This window comes from Streptomyces sp. NPDC045955 (genome assembly GCF_056430805.1).
Window position 1 is genome coordinate 40,167 of the sequence record NZ_JBWKKY010000019.1, and the last position, 23,862, is coordinate 64,028.

Consider the following 23,862-nt stretch of genomic DNA (forward strand, 5'->3'; position numbering starts at 1 on the left):
ATGGGCCTGCTCACCGGCATCCTCACCCTCCCGCTCGCGCCCGTACGCACCACCCTCTGGGCCGCCGAGCAACTCCAGGCGGCCGCCGAGGCGCAGTACTACGACCCGGCCCCCGTCCGGCAGGCCCTCGTCGACCTGGAACGGGCCCTGCTGGAAGGACGCGTCGACGAGGACGAGTACGACCGCCGCGAGGACGAACTGCTGGACCGACTCGACGAGATCGACGCCCGGAGACGAGCCCTGCGACCATGACCCATCCGGCAACAGGCGGACTCACCGGGCCGCCCCGCCTTCCCTCCCCCTACGGCCACGGGCCCGGCGCCCAGAGCGCCAACCTCGCCGACATCCTCGAACGCGTCCTCGACAAGGGTGTGGTCATCGCCGGCGACATCCGGATCAACCTGCTCGACATCGAACTGCTCACCATCAAGCTGCGCCTGCTCGTCGCTTCCGTCGACAAGGCGAAGGAGATGGGCATCGACTGGTGGGAACACGATCCCTCCCTCTCCTCCCGCGCCGCTCGCCCCGAGCGGTCCCTGGCCGACGAGAACGCACGGCTGCGCGCCGAGATCGCCGCCCTCAAGGCGGCCGACAGGAGGCCGGAGCCATGACCGACCCGACCGACCAGGACGTCGTCTACGTCTACGCAGTGCTGCGCGGCACCCCCGAGGCCGCCGCGGCGGTCGCGGACGTACGCGGGGTCGCCGGCGACCGGATCCACCTGGTGACGCCCGCCTCCGATCCCACCTCCCGGCTCGCCTTCGCCGTCGGCCACGTCCCGGCCGCCGACTACGCCGAGGCACCCCTCCAGGCCCACCTCGACGACCTGGACTGGATGGAGTCCACGGTCCGGTCCCACCACGCCGTCGTCGCCGCGCTCGTCGCGAGCGGCACCGCCGTCCTGCCCCTGCGCCTGGCCACCGTCTACCCCGACGAGGACCGCGCCCGGCAGGCCCTCGACATCCGCCGTGCGTACTTCCAGTCCCTCCTGCACCGTCTGACGGGCCATGTCGAACTCGGCGTCAGGATCTACGCCACACCCGACATCACACCCCCCGAACCGGACACCGACGACGGAGGGGAAACGCACACCGGCCTCGGCGTCGGCCGCGCCTACCTGTCGATCCGCCGCCGCAGACAACGCAGAAACGAGGAAGCCTGGCGTACGGTCGCGCAGGCCGCCGCACACCTCACGCAGACCGCCGGCACGCTCGCCGTCGACCGCGTCGCACACACCCCGCAACGCGGAAGCCTCGCCGGCCCGGCGCCCGGCACCAACGTCGGCAACGACGCCTACCTCGTCCCCGCCGACCGCGTCGACGCCTTCCGCGCCGCCGTGCTGGCGGCCGCCGAGGGCATCCCCGGCCTCCGCGTCGAGGTCAGCGGCCCGTGGGCCCCCTACTCCTTCGCACTCCAGCCGGAGCCGGAACCCGCCGCGTGAGGGCCCGTCGGGGCCCCTGACCCGATGGCCGGTTCCCCGTCAGGCGCCCACAGCCGTCAACGCCGGTACCCCAGCCGCCTCGTAGCGTTCCAGCACCACCCGCGCCACCTCCGGCGCCGGCCCCAGTACGTCCGCCAGGACGTCCGCCTGAGCCGCGGCCCGGGCGATGCGGTCCGGGAGGAAGCCGGGGGCGAGGACGTAAGGGGCGACCGCCACTCGGGTACAGCCGAGGGACCGGAGTTCGCGGACGGCGTCCTGGGTGCGGGGGAGAGACGCGGAGGCGAACGCAGGCCGCACGGCGCACCAACCGGTGTGCCGCCACTCCCGCGCGATGTCTGCGATCACTGCGATCGCCTCCGGGTCGGTGGACCCCGCCGAGGCCAGCACGACCCCGGTCGAGGACTTGTCGGCGGGGGACAGGCCCGCCTCGTACAGGCGTCGCTCCAGGGCGGAGAGCAACAGGGGCGACGGGCCCAGGACCTCCGCCTGGCGGATGCGAAGCTGCGGGGGAGCGTCCGCGAGGACCGCCGGGATGTCCGCCTTCGCGTGGAACGCCCGGGTCAGCAGGAGGGGGAGGGCCACGACGTCACGGACGCCCTGGACCGCCAGGGACTCCAGCACTCCCTGTACCGAGGGCACGTTGAAGTCCAGGAAGCCCGTCTCCACGCGGACGTCGGGGCGCAGGGAGCGGACCCGGCGCACCAGGGCGTGCACCGTCGCGGCGTGCCGCGGGTCGCGGCTGCCGTGGGCGATGACGAGGAGAACGGGCTTGTTGATCACGGGTCACTTCACCAGCAGGCCGCGGCTGCGCAGCACCCACCGCTCCAGCGGGCTGAAGATCAGCAGGTCGATCGCGATGCCGACGATGAGGATGAGGAGGATGGCTTCGAAGACCATGGCCATGTCGCTGGCGTTGCGGCCGTTCTCCAGGAGCTGTCCGAGGCCGACGCCGAGGTCGGGGAAGGAGGCGATGATCTCGGCGGCCATCAGGGAGCGCCAGGAGAAGGCCCAGCCCTGCTTCAGACCCGCCACGTAGCCGGGCAGCGCGGCCGGGAGCACGATGTGCCAGGTTCCCTTCAGGCCGGTCGCACCGAGCGTGCGGCCCGCGCGCAGGAACAGCGGGGGCACCTGGTCGACGCCCGAGACGAGGCCGTTGGCGATGGAGGGGACCGCGCCGAGCAGGATGACGGCGTACATCATCGAGTTGTTCAGGCCCAGCCAGATGACGGCCGGCGGGACCCAGGCGACCGAGGGCAGGGATTGCAGGCCGGACAGGATCGGGCCGATGGCCGCGCGGATGAACTTCACGCGGGCCACCAGCAGGCCCAGCGGGGTGCCGATGACCAGGGCGAAGCAGAAACCGAGCAGACCGCGCGAGACGCTGGTCCAGATGTAGCCGAGCAGTTCGCCCTGGAGCCACGCCTGGTGGACGACGTCCCACACCGCCGACGGCGCGGGCAGCTTGGTCGGGTCGTCGACGACCTTGAAGGAGACCAGTGCCTGCCAGACCGCCAGGACGAGGGCGACGGCGAGGACGGGCGGCAGGATCTTCTCGGTGAGGGTCTGCCGGAACGGTGTGCGGCTGGTCTGCCGCGTCTCCAGCGCGTCGAGGCCCGCCTCCAGCCCGGCGAGGTCGTTGCCGTCCTTGTCGACGGTCGTCGTCGAGTCAGTGCTGGCCATGACGGCGGATCTCCCCACGCAGTTGTTCGGTGATCTCGACGGACAGCTCCGCCACGGCGGTGTCCTCGATGCGGCGCGGCTGCGGGATGTCCACCGTCCACTCGCGGGCGATCCGTCCCGGACGGGAGGACAGCAGCACCACACGCTGCGCGAGGCGGACCGCCTCGCGCACGTTGTGCGTGACGAACAGGACGGACACCTGCGTCTCGCGCCAGATACGGGTCAGCTCGTCGTGCAGCACGTCCCGCGTGATCGCGTCCAGTGCCGCGAACGGCTCGTCCATCAGCAGGAGCCTGCTCTCCTGGGCCAGCGCGCGGGCCAGGGCGACCCGCTGGCGCATACCGCCCGACAGCTCGTGCACCCGCTTGCCGTACGCGCCCTTGAGCCGGACGAGTTCGAGCAGCCGCTCCGCCCGCTCGCGGCGCTCCGCCTTCGGCACACCGCTGAGCTTCAGGGCCAGTTCGATGTTCTTGCCGGCGGTCAGCCACGGGAACAGGGCGTGTTCCTGGAACATCAGGGCGGGGCGGCCGTCGGTGGTGATGTCGCCGGCGGTGGGCCGGTCCAGGCCCGCCACCAGGTTGAGCAGGGTGGACTTGCCGCAGCCCGAGGCTCCCAGGAGGGTGACGAACTCGCCGGGCGCGACATCGAGGGTGATGTCGTCCAGCACGAGCTGCTGCCCGGCGGGGCCCGCGAACGACTTCGAGACGTGCTCGATCCGGGCGGCGTGGGTGGCCGCCTCCGTGCCGTCGGCGGCCTTGGCGAGGGTCGTGGCCATGGTCGTCACCTCCTGGGACTCTTCGGGATCCGGGCTTACTTCGCGCCGAGACCGGCGTCGTCGACCGTGGGCTCGCCCTCGGCCTTGAGGACCTTGTTCAGCGGCGCGAGGTCGTAGATGCCCTTCAGGTCGGGCTTCTGCAGCAGCCCCGCCTTCACGGCGTGCTCGGCCTCGGTGCTGAGGGTGGAGGCCAGCGGGTCGTCGGTGAACCGGATCGACTTCCAGGCCGGGTCCAGTACATCGGCGGGCAGCGCCTTGCCGGAGTCGGCCTCCAGCTGCTTGTTCGCCGCCGCCTTCGCCGCGTCCGGGTGGGCGTTGATCCACTTGTTGGTCTCGACCGAGCCCTTCAGCACGGCCTCGACGACCTTCGGGTGCTTCCTGAGGAACTCCTGGCGCACGATGATGTTCGTGATCACGAACTTCTTGTCCGGCCACAGCGACGCCTCGTCGAGGAGGACCTTGCCGCCCTCGGCGACCAGCTTCGACGCGGTCGGCTCCGGCACCCACGCACCGTCCACCGAGCCGGACTTGTAGGCGTCGGGGGTGACCTTGTTGTCACTGCGTACGACCGTGACGTCGCCCTTGCCGCTCTGCGGGTCGATCTTCCAGCCCTGGTCGGCGGCCCAGTTGAGGAACGCCACGTCCTGGGTGTTGCCGAGCTGCGGGGTCGCGATCCGCTTGCCCTTGACGTCCTTCAGGGACTTGATCTTGTCCGGGTTGACCACGAGCTTCACACCGCCGGACGCCGAACCGCCGATGATCCGCAGGTTCTTGCCCTGGGACTTGACGTAGCCGTTGATGGCCGGGGAGGGGCCGATCCAGCCGATGTCGATGGAGCCGGAGTTGAGGGCCTCGATCTCGGAGGGCCCGGCGTTGAAGAGCGCGGGCTCGGCCCTGGTGGCGCCGAGGGCCTTCTGGAAGAAGCCCTTCTGCATGCCCACCAGTGCGGTGCCGTGGGTGAGGTTGCCGAAGTAGCCGATCTTGACGGTGTCGAGACCGTCGATCTTCTTCGCCCCGGCGGCGACCTTGGTGGTGCCGTCGTCCTTGGCCTGGGAGCCGTAGCCGCAGGCGGCCAGTGTGAGCAGGGGCAGCGCGGCGAGTACCGCCAAGGATCGGCGCAGAGCGGATGGTGCAGGCACGGGAGGGTTTCCTCTCGGAGGCCCCGGCGGTCACGGTCTGTCAGGTCGTGGCCGGGAGGTCGGCAGGTTTTCGTCTACGGCGGTGGGGGGTGAGGGCGCGCGAGCGGTGCGCGTACGTCAGCGCACACATCGCGCGACTCCGCCCTGCCCACTGCCGAGAGCACCGCTGCCGACGCGGCCGCCCTCCTTCGCGAACATCGAGTAGAAGTCGGGGGAGTTCATGTCAGAAGTCCCACCCGTCGTCCTCGGACGCGTCCTTGACCGGATCGGGGGCGGCGAAGGACTCGCCGACCATGCCGGCGGTCAGCGTCGTGCCGTCGTACGGGTCGATCAGGATGAACGAGCCGGTGCGCCGCGAGTCGGCGTAGGAGTCGACCGGAAGCGGCTCGGCGGTGCGGATCTTCACCCGGCCGATGTCGTTGGCGACGAGCTGTCCCGGGTGCGGGTGCAGGGACAGGTCGGCCAGCGTGAGGCGGGAGGGGATGTCCTTGACGATCGCCTTGACCGTGCGGGTGCCGTGCTTGAGCAGCACCCGGTGGCCGATGGTCAGGGGAGCGTCGGCGACGTGGCAGACGGTGGCCTCGATGTCCTGCGTGGTCGCGGGCGCGTCCTTGGTCGGCACGATCAGGTCACCGCGCGAGATGTCGATGTCGTCCTCCAGCAGGAGGGTCACCGACTGCGTCGTCCAGGCCACCTCGACCGGCTCACCCAGCAGATCGATACCCGAGATCTTCGAGGTGCGGCCCGACGGCAGCACCGTCACCTCCTCCCCGACGTGGAAGGAACCGGCCGCGATCTGCCCGGCGTAGCCGCGGTAGTCGGGGTGGTCCGCGCTCTGCGGCCGGATCACGTACTGCACCGGCAGCCGGGCGTGGCAGTGGCTCAGGTCGTGCGCGACCGGGACCGTCTCCAGGTGCTCCAGCACCGTCGGCCCGCCGTACCAGTCCATGTTCGCCGAGGGGTCCACGACGTTGTCGCCGACGAGGGCGGAGATCGGGATCGCGGTGACCTCCGGCACGCCCAGCTCGGTCGCGTACGCCGTGAACTCCTCGGCGATCGCGGCGAACACCGTCTCGTCGTAGCCGACCAGGTCCATCTTGTTCACCGCCAGCACCGCGTGCGGCACCCGCAGCAGCGCGGCGATCGCGGCATGCCGGCGGGTCTGCTCCACCACGCCGTTGCGGGCGTCGACCAGGATCACCGTCAGCTCGGCGGTGGAGGCACCGGTGACCATGTTGCGGGTGTACTGCACATGGCCGGGGGTGTCGGCGAGGATGAACCGGCGCCGGGGCGTGGCGAAGTAGCGGTAGGCCACGTCGATGGTGATGCCCTGCTCCCGCTCGGCCCGCAGACCGTCGGTCAGCAGCGCCAGGTCCGGTGCCTCCTGGCCCCGGCTGGCGGAAGCGCGCTCGACGGCCTCCAGCTGGTCCGTGAGGACGGACTTGGAGTCGTGCAGGAGCCGCCCGACGAGCGTGGACTTGCCGTCGTCGACGGAACCGGCGGTGGCGAACCGCAGCAGCGTGGTGGCCGAGAGCTCCTCGGTCGTGATCGTGCTCATCTCTAGAAGTACCCCTCGCGCTTGCGGTCTTCCATCGCCGCTTCGGACATCTTGTCGTCGGCGCGGGTGGCGCCCCGCTCGGTCAGCCGGGACGCGGCGATCTCCACGATCACCTTCTCGATCGTGTCGGCGTCGGAGTCGACGGCACCGGTGCAGGACATGTCACCGACCGTGCGGTAGCGCACCAGGCGCTTCTCCACGGTCTCGCCGTCCTTCGGGCCGCCCCACTCACCGGCCGTCAGCCACATGCCGCTGCGCCGGAACACCTCACGCTCGTGCGCGTAGTAGATCTCCGGCAGCTCGATGCCCTCCCGGGCGATGTACTGCCACACGTCCAGCTCGGTCCAGTTCGACAGCGGGAACACGCGGACGTGCTCGCCCGGGGCGTGCCGGCCGTTGTAGAGGTTCCACAGTTCCGGGCGCTGGCGGCGCGGGTCCCACTGGGAGAACTCGTCCCGCAGGGAGAACACCCGCTCCTTGGCCCGGGCCTTCTCCTCGTCGCGGCGGCCGCCGCCGAAGACCGCGTCGAACTTCTCCTGCTGGATCTTCTCCGTCAGCGGCAGCGTCTGCAGTGGATTGCGGGTGCCGTCCGGGCGCTCCTTGAGCACACCCCGGTCGATGTAGTCCTGCACCGAGGCGACATGCAGCCGGAGCCCGTGCCGGGCGACCGTGCGGTCCCGGTAGTCGAGGACCTCGGGGAAGTTGTGCCCGGTGTCCACGTGCAGCAGCGAGAACGGCACCGCCGCCGGCCGGAAGGCCTTCAGCGCGAGATGCAGCATGACGATGGAGTCCTTGCCGCCGGAGAAGAGAATCACCGGCCGCTCGAACTCGCCCGCCACCTCACGGAAGATGTGCACCGCCTCCGACTCGAGAGCGTCGAGGTGGGAGAGCGCGTACGGGCTGTCGGTCTCCTCGGAAACCGTGGCGGCGGTCGTCATGCCAGTCCCCTTTCGCTGAGCAGGGCGTACACGGACGCCGCGGACTCCTGCACGGTCTGGTTCTGCGACTCGATGCGCAGATCGGGCGACTCGGGAGCCTCGTACGGGTCGTCGACCCCGGTGAGCCCCTTGAGCTCGCCCGCGGCCTGCTTGGCGTACAGGCCCTTCACGTCCCGCTCGCTGCACACCTCCACCGGAGTCGCCACGTGGATCTCCACGTACGCGGTGCCGTTCGTCTGGTGCCGCTTGCGCACCGCCTCGCGGCTGTCCTGGTACGGCGCGATGACCGGGACGAGGGCGAGCACGCCGTTACGGGCGAGCAGTTCGGCGACGAAGCCGATGCGCTGCACGTTGGTGTGCCGGTCCTCGCGGCTGAAGCCGAGGCCCGCCGAGATGAACTCGCGGATCTCGTCGCCGTCGAGCACCTCGACGCGGTGGCCCTCGGCGCGGAGCCGGCCGGCCAGCTCGTAGGCGATGGTGGTCTTGCCGGCACTCGGCAGACCCGTGAGCCAGACGGTGGCTCCGGTCGTCACGTCGGTCTCCTGAATCGTCTGAGTCTGAGTCGTCTGAGGCGTCTGGGTCTGAGACGTCTGAATCTGAGGCGCCGTCATCCGTGCAGCCCGCACTCGGTCTTGCTGCGGCCCGCCCAGCGGCCGGCGCGCGCGTCCTCGCCCTGAAGGACCCGGCGGGTGCAGGGGGCGCAGCCGACGGAGGCGTAGCCGTCCATCAGCAGCGGGTTCGTCAGGACGCCGTGTTCCGTGACGTACGCGTCCACGTCGTCCTGGGTCCAGCGGGCGATCGGGGAGATCTTGACCTTCTGCCGCTTCTCGTCCCAGCCGACGACCGGGGTGTTCGCCCGGGTCGGGGACTCGTCGCGGCGCAGCCCGGTCGCCCAGGCCTGGTAGTTCTTCAGGCCTCGCTCCAGAGGCTCCACCTTGCGCATGGCGCAGCACAGGTCGGGGTTGCGGTCGTGCAGCTTCGGGCCGAACTCCGCGTCCTGCTCGGCGACCGTCTGGCGGGGCGTGAGCGTGATGACGTTGACGTCCATCACGGCGTCGACCGCGTCACGGGTGCCGATGGTCTCCTCGAAGTGATAGCCGGTGTCGAGGAAGACGACGTCGACGCCGGGCATCGCCCGGGACGCCAGGTGGGCGACGACCGCGTCCTCCATCGAGGAGGTCACGCAGAAGCGCTTGCCGAACGTCTCGGCCGCCCACTGGAGGATCTCCAGCGCGGAGGCGTCCTCCAGGTCGCGGCCCGCCTGCTCGGCGAGGGCCTTGAGCTCCTCGGCCGTGCGCTGTTCCTGAACCGTGGTCATATCTTCGCCCCTCCCGTGTCGGATCGCTTCAGTCCCTGGGCCAGCAGCCCGAGGAACTTCAGCTGAAAGGCTCGGTTGCACGCCGCGCATTCCCACGCGCCGTGCCCCTCCTCGCTCGGACGCAGGTCCTCGTCGCCGCAGTAGGGGCAGTAGAAGGGGGCCGCTCGTTCGCTCACGACAGGGCCTCCTCGCCGGCCCGGGCCGCCCACGTGGCGAACCGCTCGCCGTCCTCGCGCTCCGCCTGGAAACGCTTCAGGACGCGCTCGACGTAGTCGGGCAGCTCCTCGGAGGTGACCTTCAGGCCGCGCACCTTGCGGCCGAAGCCCGCCTCCAGGCCGAGCGCGCCGCCCAGGTGCACCTGGTAGCCCTCGACCTGCTCGCCCTTGTCGTTGACGACCAGCTGGCCCTTGAGACCGATGTCCGCCACCTGGATGCGGGCGCAGGCGTTCGGGCAGCCGTTGAGGTTGATGGTGATCGGCTCGTCGAAGTCCGGCATACGGCGCTCCAGCTCGTCGATGAGCTGCGAGCCGCGCTGCTTGGTCTCGACGATGGCGAGCTTGCAGAACTCGATGCCGGTGCAGGCCATGGTGCCGCGCCGGAACGTGGACGGCCGGGCGGTCAGGTCGAGCGCCTCCAGGCCCTCGACGAGCGACTCGACCTTGTCCTCCTCGACATCGAGGACGATCATCTTCTGCTCGACGGTGGTGCGCACCCGGCCCGAGCCGTGGGCCTCCGCGAGGTCGGCGATCTTCGTGAGCGTCGCGCCGTCGACGCGTCCCACGCGCGGGGCGAAGCCGACGTAGAAGCGGCCGTCCTTCTGCCGGTGCACGCCGATGTGGTCGCGCCACTGCTGCGACGGCTGCTCGGGAGCGGGGCCGTCGACCAGCTTGCGCTTCAGGTACTCGTCCTCCAGCACCTGGCGGAACTTCTCCGCGCCCCAGTCGGCGACGAGGAACTTCAGGCGGGCACGGTTGCGCAGCCGGCGGTAGCCGTAGTCGCGGAAGATCGAGATGACGCCCTCGTAGACGTCCGGGACCTCGTCGATCGGCACCCAGGCGCCCAGCCGCACGCCCAGCTTGGGGTTGGTGGACAGGCCGCCGCCGACCCACACGTCGAAGCCCGGGCCGTGCTCGGGGTGCACGACGCCGACGAACGCGACGTCGTTGATCTCGTGCACCACGTCCAGCAGCGGCGAGCCCGAGATGGCCGTCTTGAACTTCCGGGGGAGGTTCGAGTACGCCTTGTTGTTCAGCACCCGGCGCTTCATCTCCTCCAGCGCCGGGGTGGCGTCGATGATCTCGTCCTCGGCGATGCCCGCCACCGGGGAGCCGATCATCACACGCGGGGTGTCGCCGCAGGCGGTGACGGTGGACAGGCCCACGCCCTCCAGCCGGTTCCAGATCTCGGGCACGTCCTCGATCCGGATCCAGTGGTACTGCACGTTCTGCCGGTCGGTGATGTCGGCCGTGCCGCGCGCGAACTCCTGCGAGATCTCGCCGATGACCCTCAGCTGCCGGGTGGTCAGCGCCCCGCCGTCGATGCGGACGCGCAGCATGAAGTACTCGTCGTCCAGCTCCTCCGGCTCCAGGACCGCCGTCTTGCCGCCGTCGATCCCGGGACGGCGCTGGGTGTACAGGCCCCACCAGCGCATCCGGCCGCGCAGGTCGTTCGGGTCGATCGAGTCGAAGCCCCGCTTGGAGTAGATCGTCTCAATGCGTGTCCGCACGTTGAGACCGTCGTCGTCCTTCTTGAACTGCTCGTTGCCGTTGAGCGGGGTGTGGTGCCCCGCGGCCCACTGACCCTCACCGCGGTGACGGCTCACCTTGCGGCGGGGAGTCGCGGCGGCAGGGTTCTGCGGGGTGGCGGCCATGGTGGATACGTCCTTCGGGACAGGCGGGAAAGCGGCTCTGACCTGCGCGTGCGGGCGCATGGGCAGAGGGCGCGTCATTGCGCGGGAATGCGACGAAAAAGGGGGATGTCGGGCGTTGCGTGAGTGCTCTCAGCGCGCCGGACAGATGGCGCTGGACATGCGGCCGAGGTCGACGTGGCGTCGACTCACCAAGGCGATCCCAGTTCCAGGCATGACGGAAGCGTGGCACGGCGATCTGGACACAGTCCAGCTTCGTCCAAGATTCGGACACTCGCGTCTCGCTATGTAAGACGTGAGTGTCCTTGGTCACATCGGCCCGCCCCAGGGTGTCCGACCAGGTCAGACGGGGAACGCCCCAGGCCACGGTCCCGGAGCGGTGACGTCCGGTTCGTCCTCGACCTTGGTGTCGAACAGCTTGAAGCCGCGGCGCTCGTAGTTGGCCATCGCGTGCTCGCCGTCCTTGCTGCAGGTGTGCAGCCAGACCCGCTTCGTCGGCGTCAGTCCCGCCCAGCGGTCCGCGAGGTCCCAGGCACGGGCCGTGCCGTACGACAGCAGGTGCCCGCCGATGCGCCGGCCGCGAAAAGCGGGGAGCAGACCGAAGTAGGTGATCTCCACGACCGCGTCGTCCTGCGCCTCCAGCTCCACATAGCCCGCGGGTGTGCCCCGGTCGTACGCCACCCACGTCTCCACGCCGGGCCGCTCCAGGTGCTCCAGCCACCGCGCGTACGACCAGCTGAGCCGGTCCGTCCACAGGATGTCGCCGCCGACCGAGGCGTACAGGTACCGGCTGAACTCGGGCGAGGGCACCTCGGAGCGGACGACCCGGACGTCCCCGTCCGGCGCGGCGGCCGGCAGCAGGTCGGTCGGGGCGGTCTGCTCCAGGGACCAGGTGGTCACGGCGATGGTGGTCATGCGGGTCAGAAAACCATCTGACCCACTGGTCTGTCGATCGCGGCCTACCGGTCCGCCGGCCGGCCCAGGGACCGGTCCACCGACGCCAGCGGCAGCGCGAACAGCATCCGCCCCGACTGGGACCAGACCTCGCCGGTCTCCTCCCAGTAGGAAAGGGAACCCGCCCGGCCGCTCCAGCAGTGGCGCGTCTCGTCCGTCGCGCACTCCGTCGCCCGCGCGCCCTTCGTGTCCTGGCGCCACAGCGTCCCGTGCCCGCCGGGCGAGCCCGCCGCGCGGTCGAGATACCAGCCCGAACGGTACGACAGCACGCCCCGCACGTCGGCCGTCTTCGTCTCGTACGCCTCGACCGGGTCCGCGCGCCCCGAGGAGGCTGTGGCCAGCAGGCCGGACCGGGCCGGCTCCCGGCTCAGCGCGTAGCGCCACAGCCGGGTGCGCCGGTCGCCGTCCGCCGGCACCCACTCGCTCGCCACCAGGCTGTCGGGGGAGGTGCTGCGGTCGAGGGAGACCGCGGCCGGGTGCGGCACGTCGCGCCCGCCGGGCAGGGCGTAGGACGCGACCGCGGGCAGCACGTACCGGTTGCCGTACGCCGACCAGCCGCCCCGCACCCGGCCGACCGCGTCGGAGTCGACCGTGGCGCGCTGGATGCGGTCCATGTCGTACACGTACAGCGCGTCCCGGTCGCCCTCGCGGGTCGTCACCAGCAGCTTGTCCTGGTACCAGACCATGCCGGACAGCGGGGAGACCAGCCCCCGGTAGTCCCGCCCGCCGTCCACCGGGACGGCCAGCAGTGCCCAGGTGTAGCGGAGCCGGTCGGGGTCGTTCGCGTCGACGAAGGCGACCTTCGCCAGGCCCCGCTCGGGGGCCGGGCCGTCCAGGGAGCCGCCCCCGGCACCGCCGCGGGTCCAGCCGGAGAGGATCACGCGGTGGTGGCCCCAGCGGCCGTCGTCGTCCGCGTCGCCCGAGGTGGTGACCGCGCCGGGCCGCCAGCCCCGGGTGTCGGCGCCGCCGAAGCAGTACGCGCGCGTGGCTGCCGGCTCGACCGGCAGGCTGTGCTTCTCGGCGCTCGGACAGCCGTCCGCGTTCCGCAGCGTACGGTCGGCGCCGTCCAGCACCGTGCCGGCACCGACGGGCCGGCCCATCTCCGAGGCCAGCCGGTCGAGCCACGGCCCGGGCACCCGCTGCTCGGCCAGCGGCAGCCGCCCGGCCCCGGCGGACGCGGAGATGGGCTTCAGGGCCCCGGGCGCGTCGGCGACCGTGGCCTGCGAGGCGCTGATCAGGGTGGCGGCGGCGGTGAGCGCGAGAGCCGTCCCGGCCAGGGTCCCACGCAGAACCCTGCCCCGCCTGCGCCGCCGGTGTCTGCCGCGATGCTTCATAACGTCCTCCCGAGGCGGGCCAACTGCGCCTTGTGGTCCGTAGGTTGACGGAGGAGCAGGTGGGGTGGCCCGTAGGGGATGCTACGGCAGGTGGGCGGGGCGGGGGGCGAAGACCATGCAAATATGCGCAAGATGCACCCCTGGGGCGGCCGGACGGCACGTCCCGTGAACCTCAGGGGGCCGGTGCGGAGCCGCGCAGCCTCCCCACCGCCGGTGCCGTCGAGTGCGGCAGCAGGTCGTTCGGGTCGTCCGGGGGGAGCACCTCGACCTCGGCGTCCTCGGCGAAGCGGTACGGCCGGTGTTCCAGGAACGCGCCGAGGTAGCGCCGTACCCGCGACATCTCGGCGCGTACCGTCACCGTGCGGGCCGGATCGCCGAACACGTCGCCGGCCAGGTCCGAGGCGCTGCGGCCGGTGCGGTGGACGGCGAGGAGGTACAGCAACTCGGCGTGCCGGGGACTCAGTTCGCGCGTCCAGGAGCCCGCGCCGCCGGACACCGCCACCGTCCATCTGCGGGCCTGTCTCAGGTCCAGCACGATGCTGCTCGCCCCGCGCGCCGCCGGCTCGTCGGCGGCCGCCCGCAGCAGCCAGCCCCCGGCCAGCGGCTCCACCGAGCACAGCCCGAGCGCCGGCACCCACCTCGGGCCCGGCGACAGGGACTTGGGCAGGGCCACGCGCCGCGTGTACGGCATCCCGCTGACCGCGGCGGTCCAGCCGTCCCGGTCGACGACCAGGGCCCGCCCGGCGAGCCGGGCCAGCACCGGCGCCGCCACCGCGCGCAGCCGCTCCAGCGACTCCAGGTGCCTCTCCCGCAGGCGGGCCTCGGCGAGTTTGGCCACCGAGTCGACCCAGGCGAGCGTGGCCGGATGCATCGTCTCCAGCGGGCCGCTCACGTCCACCACGCCGAGCAGCCGGCCGTCCCGCGGATCCGTCAGCGGAGCGCCGGCACACGTCCACACGGCCTGGGAGCGCACGAAGTGCTCGGAGGCGAAGACCTGTACGGGCCGGCGCACCACCGCCGGGGTGCCCAGACCGTTGGTGCCGACGACGTCCTCACGCCAGTCCGCGCCGAGTTCGAAACCGAGCCCGTCCGCCTTGCGCAGCACCGGCGCGCTGCCCTCGCGCCACAGCACCCGCCCCTCCTCGTCGGCGACCACCATGATGTGGTGGGCGACGTCCGCGAACCCCAGCAGCCCCTCCCGCAGCACCGGCAGCACATGGCGCAGCGCCGACGTCTCGCGCCGCCGCTGCACCTCCTCGCGGGACAGCAGATCCGCCCGGAAGTCGTGGTCGGGATCCACACCGCTGCGCAGCATCCGCTCCCAGGACTGCTCGATCACCGGGCGCGGCGGCACGGGCGCGGGCTGCCCGGACAACCGGGCGGAACGGACCTCGCTGAGCACCCGGGCCGCTCGCGAGGTGTCCCTGGCGGCGAGCTGCGTGACGTCCATAGGCGTGTGCCCCCCGGTGTCTTCTCACTGCCCGTCGGAGTCCATCGACCGTCCGCCGGAGTCCTGACTGTCTGTCGGAGCCTTTTGACTGTCCGTCTCATAGTGCCGTCTGCCCCACCGCGGCGCGCGCAGTCCGCCCACAGTCAGCAGCAAGTTGCAACCCCTTGCAACCCTGGTGGACAGCCCGGCCGTGTCCGAAACTTGAGCGGCGCCGTCCCGAGCGGCGTTCAGTGGCTCGAACGGGCCAGTGCGGCGGGGGTGGTGCCGTGTCGGCGCAGCACCACTCCCGCTTTCCGCTGCCCGGATCAGGCCACCGGCCGGGCCCGCTCCACCACCGACGCCAGATCGAGGGTGTGCGGGAGCGTCCCGAACGCCGCGCCCCCGTCGCCGCCCAGCCGCGCCGCGCAGAACGCGTCGGCAACCTGCGGTGGCGCGAAACGCACCAGCAGCGACCCCTGGAGCACCAGCGCCAGCCGCTCCGCCAGCCGCCGCGCCCGCCCCTGAACGCCCTCCAGATCGGCGAGGTCGGTCAGCAGGTTCTTGATGGCCCCGTCGAGCCGGTGATCGGCGCCGCGCGCCTGCCCGACCTCCCGCAGATACGCGTCGAGCGCCCCCGGCTCCCGCTGCAACGCCCGCAGCACGTCGAGGGCCTGGACGTTGCCCGCGCCCTCCCAGATCGAGTTGAGCGGCGACTCGCGCACCAGCCTGGGCAGCCCGGACTCCTCGACGTAGCCGTTGCCGCCCAGGCACTCGGCCGCCTCCACCGCCACCGGCGGGCACCGCTTGGTCACCCAGTACTTGGCCGCCGGCACCGCGATCCGCAGCAGCGCCCGCTCCTGCTCGCCGCCGTCGTCGTAGGCCGCCGCGAGCCGCAGCGCCAGCGTCGTCGCCGCCTCCGACTCCAGGGCGAGATCGGCGAGGACGTTGCGCATCAGCGGCTTGTCGGCGAGCTTCCCGCCGAACGCCTCCCGGTACGTGCAGTGGTGCACCGCCTGCGCCACGGCCTGCCGCATCAGCCCCGCCGATCCCAGCACACAGTCGAGCCGGGTCGCCGCCACCATCTCGATGATGGTGCGCACCCCGCGCCCCTCCTCGCCCACCCGGCGCGCCCAGGTCCCGTCGAACTCGACCTCGGCCGAGGCGTTCGACCGGTTGCCGAGCTTGTCCTTGAGCCGCTGGAGCAGGAACACGTTGCGCGTGCCGTCCGCCAGCACCCGCGGGACCAGGAAGCAGGTGAGCCCGCCCGGAGCCTGCGCCAGCACCAGGAAACCGTCGGACATCGGCGCCGAGCAGAACCACTTGTGCCCGGTCAGCTCGTACGTCCCGTCCTCGGCGAGCGGCCGCGCGGACGTCGTGTTGGCGCGTACGTCGCTGCCGCCCTGCTTCTCCGTCATGCCCATCCCGAACAGCGCCCCGGCCTTGAGGCGGGCGGGCCTGAGCTCACGGTCGTAGACCATGGACGTCAGCCGCGGCTCCCACTCGGCGGCCAGGTCCGGGTCCGCGCGCAGGGCGGGCACCGCCGCGTGCGTCATCGACAGCGGGCAGCCGTTGCCGGCCTCGACCTGCGTCCACACCAGGAACGCGGCGGCCCGCCGCAGATGCCCGGCCGGCCGGTCCCAGGCCGCGGTCAGACCGGCCGAGACGCCCTTGCCGAGCAGCCGGTGCCAGGACGGGTGGAACTCGACCTCGTCGATCCGGTGGCCGTACCGGTCGTGGGTGCGCAGCCGGGGCGGGTTCTCGTTGGCCTGCGCCCCCCACTCCTGCACCTGGGCCGAGCCGGAGGTCCGCCCCAGCGCCGAGAGCTCTCCGAGCACCTCGTCGCGCAGGCCGGGATCGAGATGCCGTTCGACCGCCGCCGTGAGGGCCCGGTCGGCGGAGAAGACGTCGTACCCGACCAACGGCGGGACCTGGTTGTTCACGGAGTGGGTGCTGCCAGCCATGCTGCGAAAGTACCCCGGGGCGGCCCCCTGGTCACCAAGGGGCGGGGCCCGGGCGCCGGAGCCCCACCTGTGGGTGAGTACGGTCAGGCACGACGGATACCGTTAGGGGGTGCAGCCAGCAAGTGAAACCCCCGACACACACTCCGGGCGCCTCCACCGGGCGCGTGCTCTCTACCGGAACGTCTCCAAGCGCAGGACCGCCTGGCTGTTGCTCAAGGACACCGTCAACTCCTGCATCGAGTACCGCATCCTGGGCCTGGCGGCGGAGGCCGCGTTCTTCACGCTGCTGTCGGTGCCGCCCCTGCTGCTGAGCATGATCGGGCTGCTCGGCTATGTCGACGCCTGGACCGGCGCCGACACCATCGAGAGCCTCGAGACCAACATCCTGGAGGCCGCCCGCACGGTGCTGTCCGACCGGGGCGTGCGGCAGATCGCCGAGCCGATCCTGAACGACGTGATGAAGGGCGGCCGGCCCGACGTCATCTCCATCGGCTTCCTGTTCGCCCTGTGGTCCGGCTCCCGCGCCGTGAACGTCTTCATAGACACGATCACCGTCATGTACGGCCTCGACGGCGTCCGCGGCATCGTGAAGACCCGCCTGATGGCCTTCGCGCTGTTCATCGTCGCCCTGCTGATCGGCTCCATCGCGCTGCCGCTGATGGTGGCCGGGCCGGACGCGGTGGTACGGATCGTGCCGTGGTCGACGACGGTCGTGCAGATCCTCTACTGGCCGGTCGTCATCCTCCTGTCCATCGCCTTCCTGACCACGCTCTACCACGTGTCCGTCCCCGTCCGCTCCCCGTGGATCGAGGACGTGCCCGGCGCGCTCGTCGCCCTCGGCATGTGGGTCCTCGGCAGCTTCCTGCTGCGGATCTACCTGACCAGCACGGTAGAGGGCCCGACGATCTACGGCTCCCTGGCCGCGCCCGTCGCCGTGCTGCTGTGGATCGGTGTGGCCGCGTTCGCCGTGCTCGTCGGGGCCGCGGTCAACGCCGCCATCGACCGGGTCTGGCCGGCCGCCGCGACGGCAGCGGCCCGCGAGGCCAACGAACGCCTGCGGCAGGCGCAGGTCGCCGAGTACGTCGCCCGCGCCGCCGCCGCGGGCGAGTCCGACCCCGACATGCCCTCCGAGTTCCCCGAACGCTGGTCCCGCTTCCTCCCCCCGGAGGACGTCACGGCCCGCCTGCGCACCCACGTGAAGAGCACCCACACGAAGCACCCCGACCAGTCCGACGGGGAGCCACCACCGCCCGTGAACAAGTAACGGCCCGCACACCACGGCAGCGCCGCCTGTGCCGCTCCGGCCGTGGTCCGGCCACGACGGGCACCGCTGCCGTCAGCCCTGCCACGTTCCCGTCGTCGTCTCCTCCCGTACGAAGTCCGTGAAGTCCCTGGGCGCGCGGCCCAGAACCTCCTGTACGCCGTGTGAGACGTGGGCGTTGCGGCCGTCGAGGAGGGTGTCGAAGATTTCGGTCAGGGCTGTGACCTCCTGCGGGGGCAGGCCGAACTCGGCAAGCCTCTTGCCGTAGTCCTGTGTCGACACGGCCCGGTAGGTGAGCGGGCGCCCCGTCGCCCGGGCGATTTCCGCGACCGCCTCGCCGAAGGTGAGCAGGCGTGGCCCGGACAGGGTGAGCGTCCGGTCCACGTACCGGTCACCGGACGTCAGCGCGGTCACCGTCACGTCCGCGATGTCCCGTACGTCGAGGAACGGCTCGCGCACCTCGCCGGCCGGGAACACCAGCTCCCCGCGCTCCCGCAGCTCCGCCACCAGCGGCCCCTCGCTGAAGTTCTGCGCGAACCACGCGGCCCGCAGGACCGTCCAGTCCGCCCCCGACGCGTGCAGCGCCTCCTCGGTGGGCAGGGCCTGATCCTCGCCGCGCCCGGACAGCAGCACCAGCCGCCGCACCCCGAGCCCGACCGCCTCCCGCGCGAGGTCCCCGACCGCCTCGGCGGCGCCCGGCGCGCCGACGTCCGAGGGGTACACGAGGTAGGCCGCGTCGGCGCCGCGCAGGGCGTCCGCCCAGGTCGAGCGGTCCCACCAGTCGAAACCGGTCGCCCGCGACGCCGCCCGTACCGTGAGCCCGGCGGCCCGCGCCGCCCGGGTCACGCGGCTCCCCGTACGGCCCGAGGCACCTGTCACCACAACCGTCATGTCCCGCGAGTCACGTGTCGTGTTCGTCATGCCGTCGAGTCAACTGCCGTACACCGCACGGAACCATCGCTGAACGGCTCATTCCCATACGACCGCGTCTACGCTGACCCCATGGATGCGCCCCCACGCTCGAACACGCTCATGCCGGGGGACCCCCTTGCAGGGTTGCTGGAGGGCCCGCGCGCCAGGGGCGCGTTCATGATCAGGGCGTGCTTCGACCCGCCCTGGGCGGTACGCGTGGAGGACCGGGCGCCGCTCACCGTGATGCTCGTCGCGCGCGGCGAGGCCTGGGTCCTGCCCGACCGGGGCGAACCGACCCGGCTGCGGGCCGGGGACCTGGCCATCGCCCGCGGCCCGGACCCCTACACCTGCGCAGACGCCCCCGGCACGGCACCGCATGCGCTGATCCTGCCCGGCCAGGAGTGCCGCCACCCCGACGGACGCCCCCTCAACGGCTCCATGGACCTGGGCGTGCGCACCTGGGGCGACCGGCTCGACGGTGCCACGGTGCTGCTGATCGGCACCTACCCGATGCAGGGCGAGATCAGCGGGCGGCTGCTGGACGCGCTGCCGCCGCTGCTCGCCCTCACGTCCGACGTGTGGGACTGCCCGCTCACGCCGTACGTCTCCGAGGAGATCGTGCGGGACGAGCCCGGCCAGGAGGTGGTCCTGGACCGGCTGCTGGACCTGCTGGTCATCGCCGCGCTGCGCGCCTGGTTCGCCCGCCCGGAGGCGGAGGCGCCCGCCTGGTACCGCGCCCTCGCCGACCCGGTCGTCGGCGGTGTCCTGCGCCTGCTCCAGGACGATCCCGCCCATCCGTGGACCGTCGCCGCGCTCGCCGCCAAGGTGGGTGTGTCCCGCGCCGCACTCGCCCGCCGCTTCACCGCCCTGGTCGGCGAGCCTCCGATGACGTACCTCACCGGCTGGCGCCTCGCCCTCGCCGCCGACCGCCTGCGCCACTCCGAGGACACGCTCGACGCGGTGGCCCGCCGGGTGGGGTACGGCAGCGCGTTCGCCTTGTCGACGGCGTTCAAGCGGGAGTACGGGATGAGCCCGGCGGAGTACCGGGGGCGGGTGCAGTAGGGGCGGGGGAGCGCCGCGGTGTCCCGGTCAGCGGCGGGGGCAAGCCCGGGCCGGGACGCTTGCGGCAGCCTCGTCGCCCGCGGCGTAGCCTGGCTCACGTGTACGTGGAGCGGGCGTCACGGCTGGCGGGAGCGGTCGTGTGGAGCAATGCCCCGGAGCGGGACGGGGCGGCGCGTGTGCTGCCCGACGGGTGCATGGATCTGCTGTGGCACCAAGGACGGCTGCTGGTCGCCGGGCCCGATACCCACGCCCATGTCACGGACGGCGAGAACGGCGCCTGGGCCGGCGTCCGCTTCTACCCGGGCACGGCCCCGGCCCTGCTCGGCGTACCGGCGCACGAGCTGCGTGACCGCCGTGTCGAGCTCGCGGATCTGTGGCCGGCCGCGGAGGTACGGCGACTGGAGGCACGGGTGAACGCGGCCCCCGACCCGGTGAGCGGCCTGGAGGACCTCGCCCTGCGGCAGGCGGCCGGGGCCGATCCGCCGGATCCGCTGCTGCGGCAGGTCGTGACCGCCCTCGGCGCGGGCCGGCCGGTCGCCGCGACCGCCGACGAACTCGGCCTCGGAGCCCGCCAGTTGCACCGCCGTTCGCTGACCGCGTTCGGCTACGGACCCAAGACCCTGGCCCGGATTTTGCGGCTGCGCCGCGCCCTCGCGCTGGCCCGGCGCGGTGTGCCCTTCGCGGACACGGCCGCCCGGGCCGGTTACGCCGACCAGGCTCATCTGGCCCGGGATGTCAGGGAGTTGGCGGGCCTGCCGCTGGGTGAGCTACTCGCCGGCCGCGGCTAGCGGAGCGAACAGGTCGACCCCGTTGCCGTCCGGGTCGAGCACGACGGCGTACCGCTGCCCCCAGAAGGCGTCCCAGGGCTTCAGTTCACCGTGGCACCCGGCGTCCACCAACTCCGCGTACAGCGCGTCCACTTCCTCCGGCCCGTCGCAGCGCAGGGCCAGCGAGGCCCGGCCGCCGTCCGCCGGCGGCCGCCACTCGGGCCGGAAGGAGCGGACCGTCTCCTCGGTGTCGAACATCAGCCGCAGCCCGCCGGGCAGTTCGGCCTCGGCGTGCGGCTGGTTCTCGGCGCCCTCGGGGAAGGCGAACCCGAGCCGGCGGTAGAAGGCGACGGAGGCGGCCATGTCGGAGACGACCAGGCCGATGGCATCGAATCGTGCAGTCATGAGCTCAGCCTAGGCAGGCCTGCGAGGCCCGGTCTTGAAGGAATCGGACACCGGTCGCGGGGGTGTCCGATCCGTTCAAGACAGCCCTCCGGGCAGGCCCGTAACGTCGCCGCCATGACGACCACGACACGGCAGTCCCGACACCTGGGCATCTCCATCGACCGACCCGCACAGGAGGTCTACGACTACGTCTCGGATCCCGTCAACGTCCCGGGCTGGGCTCCAGGACTGGCCCGTTCCATCGAGTTGGTGGACGGCCGGTGGGTGGGGGAGTCGCCCATGGGGCGGGTCGTGGTGGACTTCACGCCCAGGAACGACTTCGGCGTGCTCGACCACGACGTCACCCTGCCCTCGGGGGAGACCGTCCACAATCCGATGCGGGTGCTCGCCGACGGCCCCGGCTGCGAGGTGGTGTTCACCCTGCGGCGGCAGCCCTGGATGAGCGACGAGGAGTTCCACCGCGACGCGGAGGCGGTGACCGCCGACCTCACCGCCCTCAAGCGGCTGATGGAACGCACCTAGTCTTCCAACAGGTCTCCCATGTCTTCTTGCCCGGATACGGAAAGCGATTACTACCGTAGGCTGAGTTCCGGCCACTCGAAAACCGCCCGTGCGACGACGAAGCCGAGCTTGCCGAGCCGTCCCCGTCATTGGGGCGTTGACAAGCGGAACCCGAGACGGGAGCGGCGGTGTGGCGCTGTGCGCTCCTGCTGGTGATCCGGTGAGCACCGGTGGTGAACTGCCCCGTTCGACATGCTGTACCGGTCGCCCGGCCTCTCGTGCCCTGAGCCGCCCATGCTTCCGGAAGGCGCCCGCGACCGGGTAGTCCGTGCACATGGGGCGTCTGTGGGCCTGGCCTGATAGCAGGTTCCGCGTCCTTCGCAACCCGTGGAACAGTGACCACTCGTCAATCGTCGTTCCACTCGACTCGCCGGGCTTCGCCAGGTGAGCTGCGGCAATGCATCGGAGCCGGGATGCCTGTACACCTGAGTCGACTGATCGCGCGGCACCCGGACGGCTCCGCCGTGCCCGGGGCGCTCATTGCTCTGGTGACTGCCGCGGTGCTCACGGTAAGCGGTTGCAGCGGGGCCGAGAACAACCCGGACAAGGCGAAGGCGACGAAATCCACTCGCACCGTCGCCGGGTCGAACACGGCAGGGAGTTGCCGCCCCGCGGTGAAACAGGGCTCCCTTCCCTCGTGGGCGCGCAAGGGATTCCCGCGCGACGTAGCTCAGCGACACATCATCGGCGACAAGGGCGAAATCGCCGCGGTGCTCTTCGGATACCCGTACCACGCGCCGGCAGCCAAGGGCCGGGACAACAAGATCCTCTGGGTGGCGAAGGACGCCGAGGGTGCCGCCGACATGGGGCCTGACGACCGGTTGACCATCAAGGCCAGCCTCGCTGGCACGAACGAAGTGGTCACTCGCTCGGTCACCGGGGGGCCCGGCCCTTCCCTCATCGACATGCCGAAGCCGGGATGCTGGAAGTTCTCCCTCTCCTGGGCCGGACATTCCGACAACCTCGACGTCGAGTACCTCGCCGGCTGACATCGGGCCGTAGCGCGTACGGCAATCAACGGGGGACACATGACATTCACTGACGCCTTACTGGTGTGTGCCGACGCGGTCGTCGTCGCACTGCTCGTGAGGGGCGGCGCGGCCAAGATGGTCGCGCCGGCGCTCGGGGCGGCGGCCGCAGGGGAGCTTCGTCCCGGCAGGGGATCCGTGCCCGCGGCTGTCATCCGTGCCCTGGCCATCGTGGAGATCACGGTGGCCGTGGCCATGGCGCTCCCCTCCTTTCGGGGGCCGGCTCATGTGCCGCTGGCGGCGCTCGGGCTCCTGTTCGCCGGTGCCGGCATCCTCGGACTGCTGCGGGGCAGCACCGAGCCGTGCGGCTGCTTCGGTGCCGACAGCACCCGCCCGCTCGGTGTCAGCAACGTTCTGATGGGAGTCGCCATCCTGGCCGACGCGGTGTCCGCGCTGTGGGTGCACGGCGTGGGCACGTCCGGGACGGACTCCGCGTCCGCCGGTGTCGCGGGGCTGGGGGCGATCATGACAGGAGGCTGGCTGCTCCACTCGCATCGCAAGCACGCATACACGGTGGTCGGAAATCTACTCACACAGCCGGAGTCCGCCGCATGACCGTCCTGCTCTCAGTGGCACTGCTCGTTCTGACCGTAGCCGTCGCACTGCTCTTCGCGATGATGGGGGAACTCTCCTCACGCGTGCCCGACCCGGGTGAAGAGCAGTCCGTCGTCCCGTTGCGGGACGTGACCCTGGGTGTCGCGCCGGCCGACTGGCCGGACGCGCTGCGTGCGCACATGTACCGGGGCCGCAGGGTCCTGCTGGTCCTCAGCCCGGTGTGCGCCACGTGCAGCAAGGTGGGTGAGGAACTCTCCCATCTGGCGACGGAGGAACTCGGCGACCAGTACACGCTGATCGTCTCCTCCGGCAGCGCCGAGGCGGGCGCGGAGTTCGTCTCTCGCCACGCGCTGCAGAAGATCCCCCACCACGTCGACGAGGGCGGTACCTGGACCGTCGGAAGTCTGGGTGTCAACAGCAGCCCCGCCGCCTTGGTGTTCGAGGAAGGAGTGCTGACCGACGCCTACACCTTCGGAACGTTCCGTGCGATCCAGCAGAAGGTCCAGACCGTGATGACAGGAGGACTCAGATGAAGTTCCGCAGACGGGCCGCGTCAGCGGAAGGCACCGAGCCCAAGAAGGGCATGGGGCGCCGTCGGCTCCTCGGCCGCGTCGGCGCCACCGGCCTCGCGGCCTCGGCGGGTGTCTTCGCCGGCGCGCAGGAAGCCGCGGCCGCGCCCGCGTGCTGCAACCTGGCCAACTATCCCGAGAACACCACGTACAGCTACTGCAAGGCGCACGCGGCCTACATCTGGTACTGCGAAACCTCCACCGGCTTTCTCCGCTGCGCCTGCTGCGAAACGGCAGGCAACAGGCTGTCCGCGGCCCAGTGCCTGCACAGCTGACGGGGACTGCGCGATGGTGACATGGATGGTGATCGCCGGTGTCGCGGCGGTCCTTCAGGTCTTCAGCCCTTGA

28 protein-coding genes are annotated in these 23,862 nt (G+C 71.5%); 11 read left to right on the forward strand and 17 right to left on the reverse strand.

All coding sequences use genetic code 11. The features are described 5' to 3' along the window. The 3 genes from AC07F0_RS31100 to AC07F0_RS31110 are packed head-to-tail and all read left to right on the forward strand — an operon-like array spanning position 1 to position 1,441. Complete coding sequence (locus AC07F0_RS31100) at positions 1 to 252, forward strand: gas vesicle protein GvpG (protein ID WP_478983343.1); 252 nt, start codon at positions 1 to 3, stop codon at positions 250 to 252. Continuing rightward, on the forward strand, positions 249 to 611 hold the full coding sequence (locus tag AC07F0_RS31105; RefSeq protein WP_478983344.1) for a gas vesicle protein: 363 nt from the start codon (positions 249 to 251) through the stop codon (positions 609 to 611). The genes AC07F0_RS31100 and AC07F0_RS31105 overlap by 4 nt, the downstream gene beginning before the upstream one ends. Continuing rightward, positions 608 to 1,441 carry a GvpL/GvpF family gas vesicle protein gene (locus tag AC07F0_RS31110; RefSeq protein WP_478983345.1) on the forward strand — a complete coding sequence of 278 codons (834 nt, stop codon included), beginning with the start codon at positions 608 to 610 and terminating at the stop codon, positions 1,439 to 1,441. Before AC07F0_RS31105 ends, AC07F0_RS31110 begins: the two co-directional genes overlap by 4 nt. Before the next feature lie 39 nt (positions 1,442 to 1,480). On the opposite strand, the gene AC07F0_RS31115 is transcribed toward AC07F0_RS31110, so the two are convergent. From AC07F0_RS31115 to AC07F0_RS31185, 15 genes are all read right to left on the reverse strand, one after another. Beyond that, entirely contained in the window at positions 1,481 to 2,221 is a 741-nt protein-coding gene (locus AC07F0_RS31115) for a sirohydrochlorin chelatase (protein ID WP_478983346.1), read from the reverse strand. Between the two features lie 3 nt (positions 2,222 to 2,224). Beyond that, positions 2,225 to 3,121, reverse strand: a complete 897-nt coding sequence (locus tag AC07F0_RS31120) for an ABC transporter permease (protein WP_356924673.1) — start codon at positions 3,119 to 3,121, stop codon at positions 2,225 to 2,227. Next, positions 3,108 to 3,896, reverse strand: coding sequence for an ABC transporter ATP-binding protein (locus AC07F0_RS31125; RefSeq protein ID WP_436729481.1), 789 nt, complete (start codon positions 3,894 to 3,896; stop codon positions 3,108 to 3,110). Before AC07F0_RS31125 ends, AC07F0_RS31120 begins: the two co-directional genes overlap by 14 nt. 35 nt (positions 3,897 to 3,931) lie before the next feature. After that, positions 3,932 to 5,035 (reverse strand): aliphatic sulfonate ABC transporter substrate-binding protein, encoded by a 1,104-nt coding sequence (locus tag AC07F0_RS31130; RefSeq protein ID WP_478983347.1) that lies wholly within the window; start codon positions 5,033 to 5,035, stop codon positions 3,932 to 3,934. A gap of 223 nt (positions 5,036 to 5,258) precedes the next feature. Next, complete coding sequence (locus AC07F0_RS31135; protein ID WP_478983348.1) at positions 5,259 to 6,593, reverse strand: sulfate adenylyltransferase subunit 1; 1,335 nt, start codon at positions 6,591 to 6,593, stop codon at positions 5,259 to 5,261. Between the two features lie 2 nt (positions 6,594 to 6,595). Then, a complete protein-coding gene (cysD, locus tag AC07F0_RS31140) occupies positions 6,596 to 7,531 on the reverse strand; it encodes a sulfate adenylyltransferase subunit CysD (RefSeq protein WP_356924677.1) in 936 nt (311 codons plus the stop codon). Next, positions 7,528 to 8,064, reverse strand: a complete 537-nt coding sequence (gene cysC / locus AC07F0_RS31145) for an adenylyl-sulfate kinase (protein WP_010042583.1) — start codon at positions 8,062 to 8,064, stop codon at positions 7,528 to 7,530. Before cysC ends, cysD begins: the two co-directional genes overlap by 4 nt. Before the next feature lie 74 nt (positions 8,065 to 8,138). Next, the gene (locus tag AC07F0_RS31150) at positions 8,139 to 8,849 is read right to left on the reverse strand and encodes a phosphoadenylyl-sulfate reductase (protein ID WP_478983349.1); all 711 of its coding nucleotides are present in this window, start codon (positions 8,847 to 8,849) and stop codon (positions 8,139 to 8,141) included. Further along, on the reverse strand, positions 8,846 to 9,025 hold the full coding sequence (locus AC07F0_RS31155; RefSeq protein WP_086600493.1) for a hypothetical protein: 180 nt from the start codon (positions 9,023 to 9,025) through the stop codon (positions 8,846 to 8,848). The genes AC07F0_RS31150 and AC07F0_RS31155 overlap by 4 nt, the downstream gene beginning before the upstream one ends. After that, complete coding sequence (locus AC07F0_RS31160) at positions 9,022 to 10,719, reverse strand: nitrite/sulfite reductase (protein WP_436729486.1); 1,698 nt, start codon at positions 10,717 to 10,719, stop codon at positions 9,022 to 9,024. Before AC07F0_RS31160 ends, AC07F0_RS31155 begins: the two co-directional genes overlap by 4 nt. Positions 10,720 to 10,848: 129 nt before the next feature. Next, on the reverse strand, positions 10,849 to 10,932 hold the full coding sequence (locus AC07F0_RS31165; RefSeq protein ID WP_310887545.1) for a putative leader peptide: 84 nt from the start codon (positions 10,930 to 10,932) through the stop codon (positions 10,849 to 10,851). A gap of 126 nt (positions 10,933 to 11,058) precedes the next feature. Next, positions 11,059 to 11,631 carry a GNAT family N-acetyltransferase gene (locus AC07F0_RS31170; RefSeq protein WP_436729487.1) on the reverse strand — a complete coding sequence of 191 codons (573 nt, stop codon included), beginning with the start codon at positions 11,629 to 11,631 and terminating at the stop codon, positions 11,059 to 11,061. Between the two features lie 44 nt (positions 11,632 to 11,675). Then, positions 11,676 to 13,004: a hypothetical protein gene (locus AC07F0_RS31175; RefSeq protein ID WP_478983350.1), complete on the reverse strand. Its 1,329-nt coding sequence runs from the start codon at positions 13,002 to 13,004 to the stop codon at positions 11,676 to 11,678. A gap of 172 nt (positions 13,005 to 13,176) precedes the next feature. Beyond that, complete coding sequence (locus tag AC07F0_RS31180; RefSeq protein ID WP_478983351.1) at positions 13,177 to 14,454, reverse strand: GAF domain-containing protein; 1,278 nt, start codon at positions 14,452 to 14,454, stop codon at positions 13,177 to 13,179. A gap of 305 nt (positions 14,455 to 14,759) precedes the next feature. Further along, on the reverse strand, positions 14,760 to 16,394 hold the full coding sequence (locus AC07F0_RS31185) for an acyl-CoA dehydrogenase family protein (RefSeq protein ID WP_478983352.1): 1,635 nt from the start codon (positions 16,392 to 16,394) through the stop codon (positions 14,760 to 14,762). Between the two features lie 109 nt (positions 16,395 to 16,503). On the opposite strand from AC07F0_RS31185, the gene AC07F0_RS31190 reads away from it, so the two are divergent. Then, on the forward strand, positions 16,504 to 17,658 hold the full coding sequence (locus tag AC07F0_RS31190) for a YihY/virulence factor BrkB family protein (protein ID WP_478983353.1): 1,155 nt from the start codon (positions 16,504 to 16,506) through the stop codon (positions 17,656 to 17,658). A 72-nt stretch (positions 17,659 to 17,730) separates the two neighbouring features. On the opposite strand, the gene AC07F0_RS31195 is transcribed toward AC07F0_RS31190, so the two are convergent. Continuing rightward, entirely contained in the window at positions 17,731 to 18,576 is an 846-nt protein-coding gene (locus AC07F0_RS31195; protein ID WP_478983354.1) for an NmrA family NAD(P)-binding protein, read from the reverse strand. A 111-nt stretch (positions 18,577 to 18,687) separates the two neighbouring features. On the opposite strand from AC07F0_RS31195, the gene AC07F0_RS31200 reads away from it, so the two are divergent. After that, positions 18,688 to 19,629, forward strand: a complete 942-nt coding sequence (locus AC07F0_RS31200; RefSeq protein ID WP_478983414.1) for a helix-turn-helix transcriptional regulator — start codon at positions 18,688 to 18,690, stop codon at positions 19,627 to 19,629. Between the two features lie 98 nt (positions 19,630 to 19,727). Continuing rightward, positions 19,728 to 20,417, forward strand: a complete 690-nt coding sequence (locus AC07F0_RS31205; RefSeq protein ID WP_478983355.1) for a DUF6597 domain-containing transcriptional factor — start codon at positions 19,728 to 19,730, stop codon at positions 20,415 to 20,417. Here AC07F0_RS31205 and AC07F0_RS31210 read toward each other — a convergent pair. Beyond that, positions 20,397 to 20,801 (reverse strand): VOC family protein, encoded by a 405-nt coding sequence (locus AC07F0_RS31210; RefSeq protein ID WP_478983356.1) that lies wholly within the window; start codon positions 20,799 to 20,801, stop codon positions 20,397 to 20,399. The genes AC07F0_RS31205 and AC07F0_RS31210 overlap by 21 nt on opposite strands. Before the next feature lie 114 nt (positions 20,802 to 20,915). Here AC07F0_RS31210 and AC07F0_RS31215 point away from each other — a divergent pair, with 114 nt between their 5' ends. The 5 genes from AC07F0_RS31215 to AC07F0_RS31235 all read left to right on the forward strand — a co-directional run bounded on the left by AC07F0_RS31215 (position 20,916) and on the right by AC07F0_RS31235 (position 23,789). Further along, a complete protein-coding gene (locus AC07F0_RS31215; RefSeq protein WP_399412943.1) occupies positions 20,916 to 21,323 on the forward strand; it encodes an SRPBCC family protein in 408 nt (135 codons plus the stop codon). A gap of 452 nt (positions 21,324 to 21,775) precedes the next feature. Further along, positions 21,776 to 22,351 (forward strand): hypothetical protein, encoded by a 576-nt coding sequence (locus tag AC07F0_RS31220; protein WP_478983357.1) that lies wholly within the window; start codon positions 21,776 to 21,778, stop codon positions 22,349 to 22,351. A 39-nt stretch (positions 22,352 to 22,390) separates the two neighbouring features. Next, on the forward strand, positions 22,391 to 22,945 hold the full coding sequence (locus tag AC07F0_RS31225) for a MauE/DoxX family redox-associated membrane protein (protein WP_478983358.1): 555 nt from the start codon (positions 22,391 to 22,393) through the stop codon (positions 22,943 to 22,945). Beyond that, positions 22,942 to 23,478 (forward strand): hypothetical protein, encoded by a 537-nt coding sequence (locus AC07F0_RS31230; RefSeq protein ID WP_399412937.1) that lies wholly within the window; start codon positions 22,942 to 22,944, stop codon positions 23,476 to 23,478. Before AC07F0_RS31225 ends, AC07F0_RS31230 begins: the two co-directional genes overlap by 4 nt. Beyond that, positions 23,475 to 23,789, forward strand: coding sequence for a hypothetical protein (locus tag AC07F0_RS31235; RefSeq protein WP_399412935.1), 315 nt, complete (start codon positions 23,475 to 23,477; stop codon positions 23,787 to 23,789). The genes AC07F0_RS31230 and AC07F0_RS31235 overlap by 4 nt, the downstream gene beginning before the upstream one ends. Positions 23,790 to 23,862 lie beyond the last annotated feature (73 nt).

Coding starts and splice junctions, on each gene's coding strand:
- AC07F0_RS31100 (WP_478983343.1), top strand. CDS start 1: ATGGGCCTGCTCACCGGCATCCTCACCCTCCCGCTCGCGCCCGTACGC.
- AC07F0_RS31105 (WP_478983344.1), top strand. CDS start 249: ATGACCCATCCGGCAACAGGCGGACTCACCGGGCCGCCCCGCCTTCCC.
- AC07F0_RS31110 (WP_478983345.1), top strand. CDS start 608: ATGACCGACCCGACCGACCAGGACGTCGTCTACGTCTACGCAGTGCTG.
- AC07F0_RS31120 (WP_356924673.1), bottom strand. CDS start 3,121: ATGGCCAGCACTGACTCGACGACGACCGTCGACAAGGACGGCAACGAC.
- AC07F0_RS31125 (WP_436729481.1), bottom strand. CDS start 3,896: ATGGCCACGACCCTCGCCAAGGCCGCCGACGGCACGGAGGCGGCCACC.
- AC07F0_RS31135 (WP_478983348.1), bottom strand. CDS start 6,593: ATGAGCACGATCACGACCGAGGAGCTCTCGGCCACCACGCTGCTGCGG.
- cysD (WP_356924677.1), bottom strand. CDS start 7,531: ATGACGACCGCCGCCACGGTTTCCGAGGAGACCGACAGCCCGTACGCG.
- AC07F0_RS31150 (WP_478983349.1), bottom strand. CDS start 8,849: ATGACCACGGTTCAGGAACAGCGCACGGCCGAGGAGCTCAAGGCCCTC.
- AC07F0_RS31160 (WP_436729486.1), bottom strand. CDS start 10,719: ATGGCCGCCACCCCGCAGAACCCTGCCGCCGCGACTCCCCGCCGCAAG.
- AC07F0_RS31165 (WP_310887545.1), bottom strand. CDS start 10,932: ATGCCTGGAACTGGGATCGCCTTGGTGAGTCGACGCCACGTCGACCTC.
- AC07F0_RS31170 (WP_436729487.1), bottom strand. CDS start 11,631: ATGACCACCATCGCCGTGACCACCTGGTCCCTGGAGCAGACCGCCCCG.
- AC07F0_RS31175 (WP_478983350.1), bottom strand. CDS start 13,004: ATGAAGCATCGCGGCAGACACCGGCGGCGCAGGCGGGGCAGGGTTCTG.
- AC07F0_RS31180 (WP_478983351.1), bottom strand. CDS start 14,454: ATGGACGTCACGCAGCTCGCCGCCAGGGACACCTCGCGAGCGGCCCGG.
- AC07F0_RS31185 (WP_478983352.1), bottom strand. CDS start 16,394: ATGGCTGGCAGCACCCACTCCGTGAACAACCAGGTCCCGCCGTTGGTC.
- AC07F0_RS31195 (WP_478983354.1), bottom strand. CDS start 18,576: ATGACGAACACGACACGTGACTCGCGGGACATGACGGTTGTGGTGACA.
- AC07F0_RS31200 (WP_478983414.1), top strand. CDS start 18,688: ATGCCGGGGGACCCCCTTGCAGGGTTGCTGGAGGGCCCGCGCGCCAGG.
- AC07F0_RS31210 (WP_478983356.1), bottom strand. CDS start 20,801: ATGACTGCACGATTCGATGCCATCGGCCTGGTCGTCTCCGACATGGCC.
- AC07F0_RS31215 (WP_399412943.1), top strand. CDS start 20,916: ATGACGACCACGACACGGCAGTCCCGACACCTGGGCATCTCCATCGAC.
- AC07F0_RS31220 (WP_478983357.1), top strand. CDS start 21,776: ATGCCTGTACACCTGAGTCGACTGATCGCGCGGCACCCGGACGGCTCC.
- AC07F0_RS31225 (WP_478983358.1), top strand. CDS start 22,391: ATGACATTCACTGACGCCTTACTGGTGTGTGCCGACGCGGTCGTCGTC.
- AC07F0_RS31230 (WP_399412937.1), top strand. CDS start 22,942: ATGACCGTCCTGCTCTCAGTGGCACTGCTCGTTCTGACCGTAGCCGTC.
- AC07F0_RS31235 (WP_399412935.1), top strand. CDS start 23,475: ATGAAGTTCCGCAGACGGGCCGCGTCAGCGGAAGGCACCGAGCCCAAG.